The following is a 14,519-nucleotide window of genomic DNA, read 5'->3' on the forward strand; positions in this document are numbered from 1 at the left end:
ATATGCTAACTATTGAAAGTTTTTGTTTAGGTCCGTTGCAGACTAACGCTTACTTACTCACGAATGAAGATGGAAAAGGAATTATTATTGATCCTGGTATGAAGCCCGGAGCATTGATCAAAAGAATTACCAACCTAAATCTAGACATTGAGGCCATTGTGCTTACTCATGCCCATTTCGATCATATGGGAGGCGTCGAGGAAATACGTAAGCTTAAGGGATGTCCAGTGTATCTGCATGACTTGGAGAGTGAATGGTTAACCTCACCGAAGTTAAACGGATCGTTGAATTGGTCCCAAGTGACAGAACCCCTGTTTACGGATGCTGCAGAGTATGACCTTGCAGAAGGTCAGCAATTAGAACTAATTGGACACCGTTTCGATGTATACCATACACCGGGACATTCACCAGGAAGTGTAAGTTTACTTTGTGGGAATGATCTTTTCGCTGGCGATGTATTATTTCGATTGGGTGTGGGTAGAACAGACCTTTATGGTGGACGGGAACGAGATTTAATGGATTCCATTCACAATAAATTATTTAAGCTAAATGATGAAGTGAAGGTCTATCCGGGACACGGTCCTCGGACTACGATTGGTTATGAGCGCTCTAACAATCCGTATGTGTAGTACAAAGATAACATAACACCAAATAACGACAGTGATTTGCAAAATTCACCTGTACAAAATACCTGTGTATTGATATAATTGTATTCATTAAATGTTAGTTCCACTAAACAAAAAGCACGCAAGCTGCGGATCAATCCCGGTTTGCGTGTTTTATTTTTGTGTGGAACTTTTTATGCGTTTTTTTCGTGAGAAATAAATGAACGAAATAATGAACGGAATGTTTAACCTAGTCGTATTATATCCGTCGTTGATAGAAGAGGGGGTGGAAGATGAGTACAAAGGAAAGTGATAAAGTTGAACTCGCGCAGCAAGGAGACGCAAACGTGTTAGCAGAGTTGATTCATGAACATTACTCCTTTTTATATAGATACTTAGTTAAAGTTACGATGGATCCCATGATGGCTGAGGATCTTACTCAAGATACAATCCTCCGTTGTATTGAGAAGATACGTCTATATGATGGCTCCTCTTCATTCTCTTCTTGGCTGATGACAATAGGTACTCGTATATATATAGATCAAGTGCGGCGCAAAAAGAGAGAAAAGAATTGGCTCTTTAAGGAACAAGGAATTCGCCGAATTCGGTGGCAGTTCGAGAGCAGGAACGAGGAATGGAGCGACGTACTGGAATCCTTAGCAAGATTATCTACGGAACACCGAGTATCTGTTCTGCTTAAGCACTATTATGGCTATACCTATGAGGAGATTGGCGAGATGCTTGCTATTCCCTCAGGAACCGTTAAATCCAGAGTTGCCAAGGGTGTCCGTCAATTAAGAGAAGAGGTGAGGTAACCATGGGGTGGAATGATGAGAAAGTGACAGAGGAAGAGACTTTCCTAATCGGAATTCGCCAAAGTTTAGATAGAATGGATCATGTACTGGATCAACCTTCAATACCATCCAAAGAACATTTGAAAGATCACATTCATGTAATCTGGAAAGAGCGCCGAAAGTCCATGATGTTGGAGTTGCTATTGTTCTGGTTAGTCTCATTATTCGTGATTGGCAGTGGAACGTTATTAGTATATTCGGCTCCTTGGAGTCTTTGGGTTATTCAGGGGATAAGCTTTGTTGTAGCAAGTGTTATCGTTATACGCTATGCCATTCAACGTAGAAAAGAGGGGATAGCATGACAGAGCTTAAGGAAATACCCGTATGGCTCATCGTAACGATTGTACCGATACTTTTATTTCAAAGTACATGGATGTTTCTAGATGCTGGCAAACGAGGGAAGTGGCGTTGGTTATGGGGGCTATGGGGGTTGGTGCAGATACCTATACCGCTATTGCTTTATCTTTTTTTCGTGCGGTTGCCTGATGAGCGTAAGAAATCGCATGCAAGAAAGGATGTCTAATATGAATGGGCTTGCATAGGGCCCCTTTCTCTCTTAAATGGAATCCTTCCAACTTAGTTTAGCGGGATTCCAGCGCGTTTAACCCCACATACTGCAGAGGCATTAATCGGGAATGGACTACCCATGGCTACCGATGGCTACCGTTGTTACATGATACTTGAACACCGCAGGTATCGTTATGCTTTCGCTTTTCAGTACATCTCGTCTTCTCCAAAGAGGGAGGCTTCCGAACTAGCGACTAATTCCCCTTCTTAGCTTAGTAGACACCACTATCTTTTTTTAGTAGACTATAAATTATCTTATAGAGGTATTTCAAAAGGTCAGGTCCTCTAGTGATCACGAAGTAACACTAGAAGGAGATTTGACCTTTTGAACTCGCACTTATAGACATCTAGGAGGTAGACGATGCTAAATATAGGGGAAAAAATTGTCATTGTCGCGGACGCCTTTGAGCAGAATCTCCCTATTGGAGATTATGGTTATTTAATCGCTTATGATCGCAACCCGGATAATGGTTTTGATTATATTATTCGTATGCCCAAGGTCAATCGTAATTTTTTTGTACCTTGTGGTGATGTGGAGCTGGAAGAGCGGATTATGGAGCAAGAAGCGGAACGGACAACACAGGAAGCGCTAATCGATTATGCATTAGCGACATATAACGAGAAGCTGTTTCATCATGTGATGAACGGCGATCCGGATTCTGTCGAGGAGAGCGAGATGATCTCGACGGAAGCATTAACACAGGCAGAGTTTATCAAACAAGTTAATCTTCGTGCCTGGATATAGAAGAGTCGGCATATGCCGACTCTTTTTTTAAAATATAAGAAAGTATAAGTTGCACTTAATACTCTACTCCTTATATTTCCGCTGAAACGGGTGCCGTCTTTGAAAAAGGACGGCATTGCCGTTTCTACTTGAATAGTTTAGAAGGTTAATTCTTCTATTATTTTTTCATGGGCACACGACCGTCATCCGTTTGGGAAGGTATTCGTTTATCCTTGGGTGAATCTGTTAGCCTGCTGTCATTGAATTGTCGGAGATTCTACCCTATAATTATAAACATTATCCTAAAGGCGTAAAATGTTAACCCTGTACTACTTGAGAAAGATTAGGGAGGAATGAATGTTATGAATATAACAACCCAAGATGTTCAGCATGTGGCCAAGCTTGCCAGACTCAATTTGAGTTCAGAGGAAGAATTAGTATTTACGGAGCAGATGAATGCGATTCTACAATATGCAGAAAAGCTGGATGGACTGGATACGGAGGGTGTCGAGCCAACGACGCATGTTCTCCATCTTAGCAATGTTATGCGTGAAGATGAGGTGCGTGAAAGTTTATCACGAGATAAAGTATTTGCGAATGCACCAGAGGAAGAAGAGGGTCAATTTAAAGTTCCGGCGGTCTTGGAATAGTTGTCTCATTATAGAGAGGAGGAATAAGTTTTGAGCTTGTTTGATTATAAATTATCTGAAATACATAACAAGATGAATGCTGGAGAATTGTCTCCTACCGATTTGGTAGATCAGGCATTCAAGACGATTAGCGAACGAGATAGTCGTGTAGGGGCATACCTTACGCTGGATGAAGAAGGGGCTAGATCAACTGCACGGAAGCTTGATGATCAGTTAGCGTCAGGTGGGGATCGTGGACTTTTATTCGGTTTACCTGCAGGGATTAAGGATAATATCGTAACCGAGGGGATCCGTACAACCTGTGCGAGTCAATTTCTAAGTAATTTCAACCCGGTGTATGACGCTACCGTAACGAGCAAGCTTCGTAATGCGGATGCTGTGGTTATCGGTAAATTGAACATGGATGAATTCGCTATGGGTGGATCTAATGAAAATTCAAGCTTCCATCCTGTTCATAATCCTTGGAATTTAGAATATGTACCTGGCGGTTCAAGTGGCGGTTCAGCTGCTTCTGTAGCGGCAGGAGAAGCTTATTTCACCCTTGGTTCTGATACAGGAGGGTCGATTCGTCAACCTGCCTCTTATTGTGGAGTTGTAGGATTAAAGCCAACTTACGGCTTAGTATCACGCTTTGGTCTAGTAGCCTTTGCTTCATCTCTAGATCAAATAGGACCGATTACGAAGAATGTCGAGGACTCTGCATACGTACTTCAAGCTATCGCGGGTTATGATCAGATGGATTCTACATCAGCGAATGTTCAGGTTCCTGATTATCTAAGTGCCTTGACTGGAGATGTCAAAGGTCTAAGAATTGCCGTTCCGAAGGAATATCTAGGGGAAGGCGTCGATGCGGTTGTCAAAGAAAAGGTCTTAGCGGCATTGAAAGTCCTTGAAGGCCTTGGAGCGGTGTGGGAAGAAGTATCATTGCCACATACAGAATATGCAGTGGCAACGTATTATTTACTTGCATCTTCCGAAGCATCTTCGAATTTGGCACGTTTTGATGGTGTTCGTTATGGTGTTCGTTCAGCTAATCCAGCTAATTTACTTGACCTTTATCATGAGTCACGGAGTCAAGGCTTCGGACCTGAGGTTAAACGTCGAATTATGCTCGGCACTTATGCGCTCAGTTCAGGATATTATGATGCTTATTATTTAAAAGCGCAGAAAGTTCGTACGTTGATTAAACGTGATTTTGATCAAGTATTTGAGAATTACGATGTCATCATTGGACCTACAGCTCCAACAACTGCATTCAAACTGGGTGCACAGGTAGATGATCCGCTTACGATGTATCTTAATGATATCCTTACCATTCCGGTTAGCCTTGCAGGCGTTCCTGCAGTCAGCATTCCGTGTGGTTTTGCTGACGGATTGCCTATAGGTTTACAGATTATTGGTAAAGCCTTTGACGAATCCACCGTGCTGCGGGTAGCTCATGCATTTGAACAGAATACGGAATATCATACACAGCGTCCAGAGCTGTCATAATCCAAGAGAAAAGGAGGGGAATAATCATGTCTACATCCAAGTATGAAACGGTGATTGGGCTGGAAGTTCACGTCGAATTACATACAGCATCCAAAATTTTCTGCGGCTGCTCCACATCATTCGGAGCACCACCGAACTCTCATACCTGTCCAATCTGTCTGGGTCATCCCGGAGTATTGCCTGTGCTTAACCGCCAAGCGGTGGATTATGCTATGAAAGCTGCAATGGCACTCAATTGTACGATTGGAGATCGAAGTAAATTTGACCGCAAAAACTATTTTTACCCCGATTCTCCCAAGGCTTATCAAATTTCACAATTCGATCAACCAATCGGAGAACATGGTTGGATCGATATTGAAGTGAATGGAGAGACGAAACGGATTGGCATAACTCGTCTCCATTTGGAAGAAGATGCAGGTAAGCTCACCCATGTTGATGGTGGGTATGCTTCTTTGGTCGACTTTAACCGAGTGGGTACACCGCTGGTTGAGATCGTTTCGGAACCGGATATTTCCTCACCGGAGGAGGCTCGTGCCTACCTTGAGAAAATACGGGCTATTATGCAATATTGCGAAGTATCTGATGTGAAGATGGAAGAAGGTTCGCTTCGTTGTGATGCTAATATTAGTCTTCGCCCTTACGGACAAGAGGAATTGGGTACGAGGGCAGAGTTGAAGAACATGAACTCCTTCCGTGGTGTACAGAAGGGCATGGAATATGAAGAATTCCGTCAAGCTGAAATTTTGGATGATGGTGGAGTGGTTGTACAGGAAACAAGACGCTGGGATGAAGCTCAAGGCAAAACAATTTCTATGCGGGGCAAGGAACAAGCGCATGATTATCGCTATTTTCCAGATCCTGATCTCGTGACGTTACTCATTGACGAAGAGTGGAAGGAGCGCATTCGTGCTACGATTCCAGAGTTGCCTGATGCGCGTAAAGAACGTTATTCAGCTGAGTATGGTTTGCCTAGTTATGATGCGGCAGTTATAACCTCGACCAAAACGTTTGCAGATTTCTTTGAAGAAAGTCTGAAGTATACGCAAGATGCCAAAGCAGTATCCAATTGGATTATGGGTGATGTATTAGGATATCTGAACAGTAGTAATTTGGACCTTTCACAAGTGAAAATTACAGGACAAGGTCTAGGTGAGTTGATTGGGCTCATTGAAAAAGGGACGATCAGCAACAAAATTGCCAAAACGGTCTTTAAAGAAATGATTGAAAGTGGCAAGCTTCCAGCGCAAATTGTAGAAGAGCAAGGCCTTGTACAGATTAGTGACGAGGGAGCGATTCTGAAGATTGTGGAGCAAGTCGTAGCAGCTAATCCACAATCTATTGAGGATTATAATGCCGGTAAGCAGAAAGCCATCGGCTTCTTGGTAGGTCAAGTTATGAAAGAAAGTAAGGGGAAGGCCAACCCTGCCTTGGTTAATAAATTACTTGGTGAAGTATTAAGTCGCTAATAGATTGTATAAGAGGGCTTGTCGAAAGCGACAAGCCCTCTTATTTTTTGGAAGTGAAGTCATTCGTTAAAGAGGGGAATAACATATGATTATAGATCTATCGTTGAATGATGAAGAAACCTTACATCAAATCTGGCGTCTGCAACATGTAGCCTATCGACTTGAAGCAGAAAGAATTGGATTCAATGACATTCCTCCTTTACTGGATACGTATGATACCCTTCGTAACTGTGGGGAAACTTTTGTGGGTGAGATAGATGACGATGGGGAACTTCTAGGAGCGGTAGCCGTCCTTAGCGAGGGGAAAGGCATGCTGACTCTTACGCGCATGATGGTGAGTCCAGAACATTTTCGCCAAGGGATAGCTGGACGTTTAATTCAATATGTATTGGGTAAATATTCAGATATTCCTTTGTTTATTGTATCCACTGGAACTCGTAATGACCCGGCATTTTCCCTTTATTTGAAATATGGATTTGTGCCATTTGATAAGTATGAAGTAGCACCAAATGTAGAGCTCACTACATTTCACAGAAGATTAGATCCATCATCTCTAGAATAAACTCACAGACAGTGTGTAACTATAACATTTGAAGGAGAGAGATCGTATTGCATGATCCTTGGCTTATCGATAACGTAACAATATTACTCCGGTTATTACTAGCTATGCTACTTGGTGGGTTAGTCGGATGGGAGAGAGAAAGATCGAACCATGCAGCGGGGCTGCGTACACATATTTTAGTATGTTTGGGGTCCACTTTAATTATTATGCTCTCCATATATGGTTTCTCTGATTTTGCTAATGAAACGAATATACGGATTGATCCCGCCCGTCTTGCATCAGCCGTTATTACGGGGATCGGGTTTCTAGGTGCAGGGACGATTCTATTTACAGGTAAATCGATTACAGGATTGACGACCGCTGCGTCCGTATGGGTAGTAGCTGCATTGGGACTATCTGTAGGTGCAGGATTTTATTTCGCTGCGATCGTATCCACGATACTCATCTTATTCACGCTGATTGTATTCAATAAGCTAGAACAACGTTATATTAGTGTGAATAAATTGCATCTTCTCAATATGAATGCCATATCTTCACCTGGATTACTTGATCATATTTCTGAGTTGCTTAATGATGAAGGGATTACGATTCGCAAAATCATTATTAATGAACGTAGTGACACACCCTACGGAGAGCCACAGCCTCCAAAAACAATTATCGAAGTATCGTTGCATGTCCTGATTAAACGAAGCTTAGATCCCATTGATCTCACTTCGAAAATCCGTAAAATAGATGGAATAACAATGGTAAACTTAGAATAAAAAGATACAAGGACTCCTGGGTTATCTCAGGGGTTTTTAAGCATTTCGGAGCCCTTTTTTTACATTATCCAGATTATTACCAGTTACTAGAGGTTTGGAATAGGGTAATATTTATATAATTTAAGAGAGTTGTTTTTCGAACACACGCTTTAACTGTAAGTTAGAGATAAAGGTGGGATTTAATATGAGCTATATACAACTGGAATCTTCCACGGCTTTTAAAAAAAAACAATATAAGAAAAAACAAAGGAAGCCTTACCGACTGCGCAAACGTAAAATTCCGGCTGTGTTATTAGCTGCACTACTTCCTGGATTGGGGCATATCTATCTCGGATTATTCAAAAAAGGTGTGCTGTTTATATTAGCGTTACTGCTGGATGCTTCGGCACTTTTATACTTCTCTTCTACGGGTATGAACATTAATGTACCTCTGTTAATATTGTTAGCTCTTATGATACCAGTCATTTATTTCTATAATGTATTTGACGTACTGCAGGCAGCGGATTATATTATTTCACGTCGTCGAACAGAACAGGATGATGCTGGAGAGACAGTACGACAACGCCCCAATCCTTTTCTGGCTGAGAAAGGCATCTCCTTCGGTGTGTTATTAGTTTGTGGTGGGCTTCTGTTATTTTTCTTTTATCAGAAGCCAGCTTGGTTAGCGATATATATGAATATTTATGGTGAAATTATAGTCGCGGCTGCTTTGATTAGTTTAGGCATAGGTTTTCTAATCCGTGAAATGGTACGGAGCGCAGGGCGTTAATACGTCTAACGTTGTGAGGAGGTATGGAGGAAATGAACAGTAAGCGTAAAATCCAAGTTGGACGATATACAGCAACATTGCTATTAATCATAACAGGTATATTACTCCTGACGGATAACATCCGAGGAACTGATTATACGCTATTGCTCTTGACGTGGTGGCCGCTACTGATCGTAATGTGGGGAATCGAGTCTATTCTGTTATATGTATTTGCTAGAGATCGTGAGCGAGCCTCTGGTTCTAGGTTTCGACTTGATATTCGGGGCCTGTCACTTTCTGTTATTCTCACAGCTAGTGTGTTTATTGTGACCCATCAAGAGCATTATTTGCATCTATGGAATAAGGTCAGTCTTAATTTAACAGCTGCGGCAGTGGATTACAGTGAACAGAAGGGCGCTCATTTTTCCAAGGAAAAAGTCATCATTCCCGTTTCTTTGAATAGCCAAGATATTGTGATTGAGAACATCAACGGAGATATTTGGTTACATCAGGAACCGATAGATGAAGTGCAAATTTCTACGGAAGTATGGGTTGATCAGATTACGGGACCTGAAGCTGAGGCGATTTTTGAGGAGTCTACACTGCAGACTTCAGAAGGGGAAACGATTAAAGTTGAGACTTTAGGAAAGCCTTACGGACAATCGGGTAAGCGCCAACCACGGATGGATCTAAATATCTCGGTTCCTGAGAACAGGCGATTTAATTTTCAGATTCGTACAATGAATGGCAACATTACACTGCGAAATATAGATGCAATCAAGAATATTTCCTTGGAGACAGCCAATGGTAAGATTAGTATTAAGAATGTACTTGGTGATGTGAAGGGTTCAACCTCGAATGGCGCTATTCAAGTTTATAATCTTAATGGATCTGCGGATCTAACGACATCTCAGGGAAATATGGAGGCTATGGATATTACTCGTTCACTTCGTTTATCTACTCAAGTAGGTAATCTCTCTGTGGTGCGAGCGCTCGGTGAGGTTGATATTTCAACTAAGAACGGGAATATATATATTAATGAGGTTAAAATGAGTCTGAAGGCAGAGTCTCTGAACGGCAGTGTTAAGGCCTCTTCTAGTGAGATTGGAGGAGATTGGAACATTTATAGCGCAGTTGGCGAAATGAATCTGAATCTTCCTGATGATGGAAATTATGAAATGAAGGGGTCAATTAGCTATGGGGAGATCCAATCAACTATGCCTGCATTAACAATGGATAATAAGACGATAACGGGGATCGTAGGCACAGGGGAGCACTCCATTAGCATCGAAGGTAATAGTGATTTAGTGGTGAATAAATACTGAATTTGGTAAAACACACACAAATACTGTAATCAAGGTGACAGCTTTCGTTGACAATTATCAGATAATAACATTAATATAATAATAATGATAATATAGACCTAGGGTATTATTTTCTATATATTCGAAAATGATCTAAAAAAGGTGGTGAGTTAGATGGGAACACGTGTCCAACATGCACTGGAACAATTAAAAACTACTGGAGTTCGAATCACACCCCAACGGCATGCGATTTTGGACTATCTGATGGAATCGATGACTCATCCAACAGCGGATGAAATATACCGTGCTTTAGAACCTAAATTCCCAAGCATGAGTGTAGCAACGGTTTACAATAATCTCAAGATGTTTATGGAATCTGGCATGGTTCGAGAATTGACATATGGAGATGACTCCAGCCGATTTGATGCAAATGTAACAGAGCACTATCATGTCGTTTGTGAGAAGTGTGGTAAGATTGAGGATTTCATGTACCCTTCGTTAGATGATGTGGAACATGAGGCCGAATTAGCTACAGGGTTTAGTGTTAAAGGCTTGAGGATGGAACTTTATGGGATATGCCAAGCATGTAAGTAACATGAACGAGTGTATCTATGTGTAACGTGCGGACTCCTGAGGAAGGATTCTTCACGTTTTTTGTTTAAATATAAGAATTTATATGTTGTACATAATAAATGATCCTTATATTTTTACGAGAAACGGATGCCGTCCCTTGAAAGGACGGCGCAGCCGTTTCTTCTTATTAGATAATGATGATAAATGATAACAAACGGAGGACTATAGATTGAGAAGAACAACACATGGACGTCGAAGGACAGGAAGACGCAATTTCAGTCTATTGCTAGTTGTATGTGTACTTGCTGTATCAACCTATTACATCGTTACTCAAGTGTTACCTAACTCACAGCATATTGAGCCTGATTGGAAAGGCCTTAACAAGCCTATTTTTGTAAAAGGGGAGCTTTTAGAGTATTCAGCAGTTGGCACTGGCGATAATTTGAAGCTGCCTTTGTCAGTCTTGCAAGAGGTTGTTGATCCTAGCATTCGCTATGAATCGGAGTCGAAATCAATCATACTGACTACTTCTGAAAAGTTGATGTACTTGAAGACTGATATGAAGACAGCAGAAGTTAACAATCAATCTACACAGCTTCGGTTTGCGCCGGAAGAAACGAATGGAGAATTATATCTACCTCTTCGACCCCTAAAAGAATTATATGGCATTGAAGTTCATGAAGATGTGGATACGGGTGCAGTTCTACTTATGCAAGCAGGAGATACCATTCCAATGGGGAAGGTGGATGCTGGTAAGCCGGACAAGACCATTGCAATACGTCAAGAGAATTCAATTCATTCTCCGATCCTAGCAGATGTACCTAATGATACAGAATTGCGTGTATGGACATCGAATGAGGAAGATTGGTGTTTCGTACAACTCGATAACGGATATGCAGGTTACATGGAAAAGAAATATATCGTGATGGGAAATAATAAGACAGTGGATGCTCCGGTCCAGACATCTACAAGAGCTGAGCGTAGTTGGAAAGGCAAGCCTGTTAATTTAATATGGGAAGCTGTATATCAGAAGAAACCCGACCCAAGTGCAATAGGGAAGTTGCCTGGTGTAAATGTGGTGAGTCCTACGTGGTTTAGCATGATTGATGGGGAAGGGAACGTCCGTAGCCAAGCGGACTCGGCTTATGTAAAATGGGCTCATGGACAGAACATGGAAGTCTGGGGACTGTTAAGCAATAGCTTTGAACCTGATATGACATCTGAAGCTATGTCTAAGTTTGAGAGTAGAATCAATATGATTAATCAGATGTTAAAATATGCAGATATGTATGACTTAGATGGAATTAATCTTGACTTCGAGAACGTCTATACGAAGGATGGGGATAATATATCTCAATTTGTACGTGAGATCAAACCTTTAGCAGAAGCTCAAGGATTAATCATTTCCGTAGATGTTACCCCTAAATCGAAGAGTGAAATGTGGTCACTTTTTCTGGATCGAGAAGCCCTTGGAGCTGTTGCTGATTATTTAATTGTAATGGCATACGATGAGCATTGGGCGGCTAGCCCTATTGCGGGCTCCGTTGCTTCGCTTCCGTGGGTTGAGGCGGCACTTCAGAAGATTATTACCGAAGATGATGTTCCGCCAGAGAAATTGATACTAGGGATTCCCCTGTATACACGGATTTGGTCTGAGGAATTAGTAGATGGGGAGACAAAAGTTAGCTCCAAAGCTGTGGGTATGGATAGTGTTGCTGAGATTATCCTGACGAAGAAGTTAACACCTAGCTATTTAGAGAGTCCTCAACAAAATTATATCGAGTACACGGAAGAGGGCATACTCAAGAAAATATGGATAGAAGATGAAGTATCATTACAGGCAAGAGTTGATTTAGCCAAATCATTAAATCTTGGAGGGATTGCTTCTTGGAACAGAAGTTTTGCTAACAAGCAGGTTTGGGAAGTATTGAAGACAATAGCTCCTTAAGTATATGGAAATTATAAATCATTCATATGGCGGTTCAACAAATGTAAGTCATTAAAAAACGGACATCCTTAAATTTAAGGATGTCCGTTTTTTTTTTAGAATAATAGAGGGTTTAAACTTTCAGGAAAATCGTAATTCTTTAGGTAATTGAATGCTGACCTTGTGAGACCAAGAAGCAGTTCGGTTATCCTTATGACCCTTAAATATGAATAATATGTGATTTATTCTGTCTAGATAGTAAGATAATTCTCTAAGTCTTAAGTCACTTATTTGGATGTGACTCGGTAGGTACGAAAGGCTCAATAACTTCAGAGACACCCTCTTTGGCACGTTGATCAAGTAATGAATCAGCCGTAATATTAGCCTTATCTGGATCGAGTGTCAGGATTGTCCTACAGAACATGCAACGATCCGTATGACCTAGGATCTTCGTGAACTTATCGCATTCAGGGCATTGGATTTGGACTGCGCTAGTAGATAACATACCGGCCCAGAAGTAGATGGCTAAGCTACCAAGCATAGATATAAGCCCGATTACAAGACCTATGCCTGCGAACACTTTACCCGTATGTCCCCAGAATACAATACCACCTGTACCTAGAACCATAAGACCCATTCCAAACATGGTTAACAAGAGTCCCCATAAGCGAAAAGCATTGATTTTTGCAGATTTAAAAACCATGGTATGATCCCCTATCATTAGAATAATTAAGACAATTAAAAAGAAGGAACTTGTATAAACATGTAGAAATACTAAGTAAAATATAAGTATAACTGAATTGGCCTATTACGCCAAGAGATGTATAGAGGGAACCGTGGAGGGATCCGAATTGTTCTATAATAGAGAAACATTTGATAAAAGTACCATCGGGGTTATTGCATTCCGTGAAACTCGGTATCGTAACCATAGTGCATTGCTCTATGATTTTAAATATCAAATATTGGCCGTGCATGAACCGAGCGATAAACATTCAAGGATTGAACACTCTATTATTAATGAGAGTCGCTGTGAGATTCTTCATACTAACTTAACAGAGCTTAGGCAGAGGTTGATTGCTGGGGACACTGAAGATGTGGTGAAATACCTCTTAGAGGGTGACATTCTCTTGGATAGTGAAGGTGATCTGATGAAGCTTCGTCTTGAGTTCCAAAGTTTCGAACAACAATTACGCGATCAGAAAATGTTCCTAGAGTTTTCACGATTCTTATGGTTGTATGTAGAAGCTAAGCGATATATGGAAGAGCGTCGTATCATGGATGCATATCATAGCGTGATGGAATCACTGCATCACTGGGCTAGGATTGAACTTATTGAACGAGGTATTCTTCCGCGCACTTATGTATGGGAGCAGGTAAAGGGACTGAACTCAGCAGTTCATAAGTTATATGAAGAATTAACCGTAAGTAGGGAGACAGTTGAGCAAAGAATTGAGTTGGTTCTGCTTGGATGCGAGTTCTCAGTTATGTCCAAAATGGCCCAATGTTCAGATCTTCTATTACGTATATTGAGTAGTCGAGTACAAGCGTGGAGTATTGAAGATTTAATACATCATCCTGAGCTATTGTCTGTGAGTACAGAGCTGCCGCTCGTTTTACGTAAATTAGTGTATCACAACCTTGTGAAAGAAGTGATTGTGGAGAATAGGGGTATACTAGGGAATCGGAACATTCTATACCGAGTAATAATAGAATGAATGTGATGAGATATATGAGGCAAGTAACAGGGGGCATAGTCCCTTTAATTATTACCTATGTTATAAGTTGAAAAATAATTTGACTCTACTATATATTCTGTGATAAATTATAACTCGCCCCATTAAACATAATATGATTGATTTCAAGTCATATCGCAAATCAAGAAATTTATTTTAAAAAATAAATCTTGACGAAATGATGGATGGCATGATATGATATAGAAGTTGTCGCCGATAACAACTGATGACAACGAAAGAGTAATTGATCTTTGAAAACTGAACAACGAGTGAGTAAAGATTTCACGAAAATGAGATCAAAACAAATGAGAAATCATTTGGTAGAGAATGCAAATTCTCGCCAGTTTGTTTCAAAATGAGCATATCGCTCTTTTCATTCGATTCACTTCGAACCACTGTAAAGTGATTTGAAGTGAATCTCCAGATGATTCCGAAATTGTTGCAAAGCAATTTAGAAAGCATCTCTATTGGAGAGTTTGATCCTGGCTCAGGACGAACGCTGGCGGCGTGCCTAATACATGCAAGTCGAGCGGAGTTGATGGAGTGCTTGCACT

Annotated in this window: 16 protein-coding genes and 1 rRNA gene; 16 read left to right on the forward strand and 1 reads right to left on the reverse strand. The window is 41.0% G+C overall.

The annotated features are described in order from the left end of the window. The first annotated feature begins 2 nt into the window (after positions 1-2). The 14 genes from J2T13_RS13960 (at position 3) to J2T13_RS14025 (ending at position 12,253) form a co-directional block, all read left to right on the forward strand. Positions 3-629 carry an MBL fold metallo-hydrolase gene (locus J2T13_RS13960; RefSeq protein ID WP_429372219.1) on the forward strand — a complete coding sequence of 209 codons (627 nt, stop codon included), beginning with the start codon at positions 3-5 and terminating at the stop codon, positions 627-629. 269 nt (positions 630-898) lie between these two features. Then, positions 899-1,420 (forward strand): RNA polymerase sigma factor SigY, encoded by a 522-nt coding sequence (gene sigY, locus J2T13_RS13965; RefSeq protein WP_429372221.1) that lies wholly within the window; start codon positions 899-901, stop codon positions 1,418-1,420. Between the two features lie 2 nt (positions 1,421-1,422). Further along, positions 1,423-1,761 carry a YxlC family protein gene (locus J2T13_RS13970; protein WP_429372223.1) on the forward strand — a complete coding sequence of 113 codons (339 nt, stop codon included), beginning with the start codon at positions 1,423-1,425 and terminating at the stop codon, positions 1,759-1,761. Continuing rightward, positions 1,758-1,982 carry a transcriptional regulator gene (locus J2T13_RS13975; RefSeq protein WP_429372225.1) on the forward strand — a complete coding sequence of 75 codons (225 nt, stop codon included), beginning with the start codon at positions 1,758-1,760 and terminating at the stop codon, positions 1,980-1,982. The genes J2T13_RS13970 and J2T13_RS13975 overlap by 4 nt, the downstream gene beginning before the upstream one ends. Positions 1,983-2,387: 405 nt before the next feature. After that, complete coding sequence (locus J2T13_RS13980) at positions 2,388-2,771, forward strand: ATPase (protein ID WP_429372227.1); 384 nt, start codon at positions 2,388-2,390, stop codon at positions 2,769-2,771. Between the two features lie 341 nt (positions 2,772-3,112). Beyond that, a complete protein-coding gene (gene gatC, locus J2T13_RS13985; RefSeq protein WP_429372229.1) occupies positions 3,113-3,400 on the forward strand; it encodes an Asp-tRNA(Asn)/Glu-tRNA(Gln) amidotransferase subunit GatC in 288 nt (95 codons plus the stop codon). Positions 3,401-3,430: 30 nt separating this feature from the next. Continuing rightward, positions 3,431-4,891: an Asp-tRNA(Asn)/Glu-tRNA(Gln) amidotransferase subunit GatA gene (gatA, locus tag J2T13_RS13990; RefSeq protein WP_429372231.1), complete on the forward strand. Its 1,461-nt coding sequence runs from the start codon at positions 3,431-3,433 to the stop codon at positions 4,889-4,891. A gap of 26 nt (positions 4,892-4,917) precedes the next feature. Then, on the forward strand, positions 4,918-6,357 hold the full coding sequence (gatB, locus tag J2T13_RS13995; protein ID WP_429372233.1) for an Asp-tRNA(Asn)/Glu-tRNA(Gln) amidotransferase subunit GatB: 1,440 nt from the start codon (positions 4,918-4,920) through the stop codon (positions 6,355-6,357). A gap of 85 nt (positions 6,358-6,442) precedes the next feature. After that, positions 6,443-6,919: a GNAT family N-acetyltransferase gene (locus J2T13_RS14000; RefSeq protein ID WP_429372235.1), complete on the forward strand. Its 477-nt coding sequence runs from the start codon at positions 6,443-6,445 to the stop codon at positions 6,917-6,919. Between the two features lie 47 nt (positions 6,920-6,966). Next, entirely contained in the window at positions 6,967-7,680 is a 714-nt protein-coding gene (locus J2T13_RS14005) for an MgtC/SapB family protein (RefSeq protein ID WP_429372237.1), read from the forward strand. Positions 7,681-7,864: 184 nt separating this feature from the next. Further along, positions 7,865-8,449, forward strand: coding sequence for a hypothetical protein (locus tag J2T13_RS14010; RefSeq protein WP_429372239.1), 585 nt, complete (start codon positions 7,865-7,867; stop codon positions 8,447-8,449). 32 nt (positions 8,450-8,481) lie between these two features. Then, positions 8,482-9,753 (forward strand): DUF4097 family beta strand repeat-containing protein, encoded by a 1,272-nt coding sequence (locus J2T13_RS14015; RefSeq protein WP_429372241.1) that lies wholly within the window; start codon positions 8,482-8,484, stop codon positions 9,751-9,753. Positions 9,754-9,906: 153 nt separating this feature from the next. Beyond that, positions 9,907-10,326, forward strand: a complete 420-nt coding sequence (gene perR / locus J2T13_RS14020; protein WP_429372243.1) for a peroxide-responsive transcriptional repressor PerR — start codon at positions 9,907-9,909, stop codon at positions 10,324-10,326. Positions 10,327-10,534: 208 nt separating this feature from the next. Further along, positions 10,535-12,253 carry a glycosyl hydrolase family 18 protein gene (locus tag J2T13_RS14025; protein ID WP_429372245.1) on the forward strand — a complete coding sequence of 573 codons (1,719 nt, stop codon included), beginning with the start codon at positions 10,535-10,537 and terminating at the stop codon, positions 12,251-12,253. Positions 12,254-12,515: 262 nt separating this feature from the next. Here the strand turns inward: J2T13_RS14025 and J2T13_RS14030 are convergent, their stop codons facing one another. Beyond that, a complete protein-coding gene (locus tag J2T13_RS14030; protein WP_429372247.1) occupies positions 12,516-12,935 on the reverse strand; it encodes a YgzB family protein in 420 nt (139 codons plus the stop codon). A 148-nt stretch (positions 12,936-13,083) separates the two neighbouring features. Between J2T13_RS14030 and J2T13_RS14035 the strand changes: the two genes are divergently transcribed. Together J2T13_RS14035 and J2T13_RS14040 are read left to right on the forward strand one after the other, a co-directional pair. Then, complete coding sequence (locus tag J2T13_RS14035; RefSeq protein WP_429372249.1) at positions 13,084-13,947, forward strand: nucleotidyltransferase-like protein; 864 nt, start codon at positions 13,084-13,086, stop codon at positions 13,945-13,947. A 482-nt stretch (positions 13,948-14,429) separates the two neighbouring features. Then, positions 14,430-14,519 (forward strand): 16S ribosomal RNA (locus tag J2T13_RS14040); the annotation flags it as partial.

It is taken from the genome of Paenibacillus sp. DS2015, assembly GCF_050433705.1.
GTDB lineage: Bacteria > Bacillota > Bacilli > Paenibacillales > Paenibacillaceae > Paenibacillus_AQ.

What these genes read in the sequence shown, in the direction of transcription:
- J2T13_RS14000 (WP_429372235.1), top strand. Translation starts at nt 6,443, where the DNA reads ATGATTATAGATCTATCGTTGAATGATGAAGAAACCTTACATCAAATC.
- sigY (WP_429372221.1), top strand. Translation starts at nt 899, where the DNA reads ATGAGTACAAAGGAAAGTGATAAAGTTGAACTCGCGCAGCAAGGAGAC.
- J2T13_RS14030 (WP_429372247.1), bottom strand. Translation starts at nt 12,935, where the DNA reads ATGGTTTTTAAATCTGCAAAAATCAATGCTTTTCGCTTATGGGGACTC.
- J2T13_RS13975 (WP_429372225.1), top strand. Translation starts at nt 1,758, where the DNA reads ATGACAGAGCTTAAGGAAATACCCGTATGGCTCATCGTAACGATTGTA.
- gatC (WP_429372229.1), top strand. Translation starts at nt 3,113, where the DNA reads ATGAATATAACAACCCAAGATGTTCAGCATGTGGCCAAGCTTGCCAGA.
- J2T13_RS13970 (WP_429372223.1), top strand. Translation starts at nt 1,423, where the DNA reads ATGGGGTGGAATGATGAGAAAGTGACAGAGGAAGAGACTTTCCTAATC.
- gatB (WP_429372233.1), top strand. Translation starts at nt 4,918, where the DNA reads ATGTCTACATCCAAGTATGAAACGGTGATTGGGCTGGAAGTTCACGTC.
- J2T13_RS13960 (WP_429372219.1), top strand. Translation starts at nt 3, where the DNA reads ATGCTAACTATTGAAAGTTTTTGTTTAGGTCCGTTGCAGACTAACGCT.
- J2T13_RS13980 (WP_429372227.1), top strand. Translation starts at nt 2,388, where the DNA reads ATGCTAAATATAGGGGAAAAAATTGTCATTGTCGCGGACGCCTTTGAG.
- perR (WP_429372243.1), top strand. Translation starts at nt 9,907, where the DNA reads ATGGGAACACGTGTCCAACATGCACTGGAACAATTAAAAACTACTGGA.
- J2T13_RS14015 (WP_429372241.1), top strand. Translation starts at nt 8,482, where the DNA reads ATGAACAGTAAGCGTAAAATCCAAGTTGGACGATATACAGCAACATTG.
- J2T13_RS14010 (WP_429372239.1), top strand. Translation starts at nt 7,865, where the DNA reads ATGAGCTATATACAACTGGAATCTTCCACGGCTTTTAAAAAAAAACAA.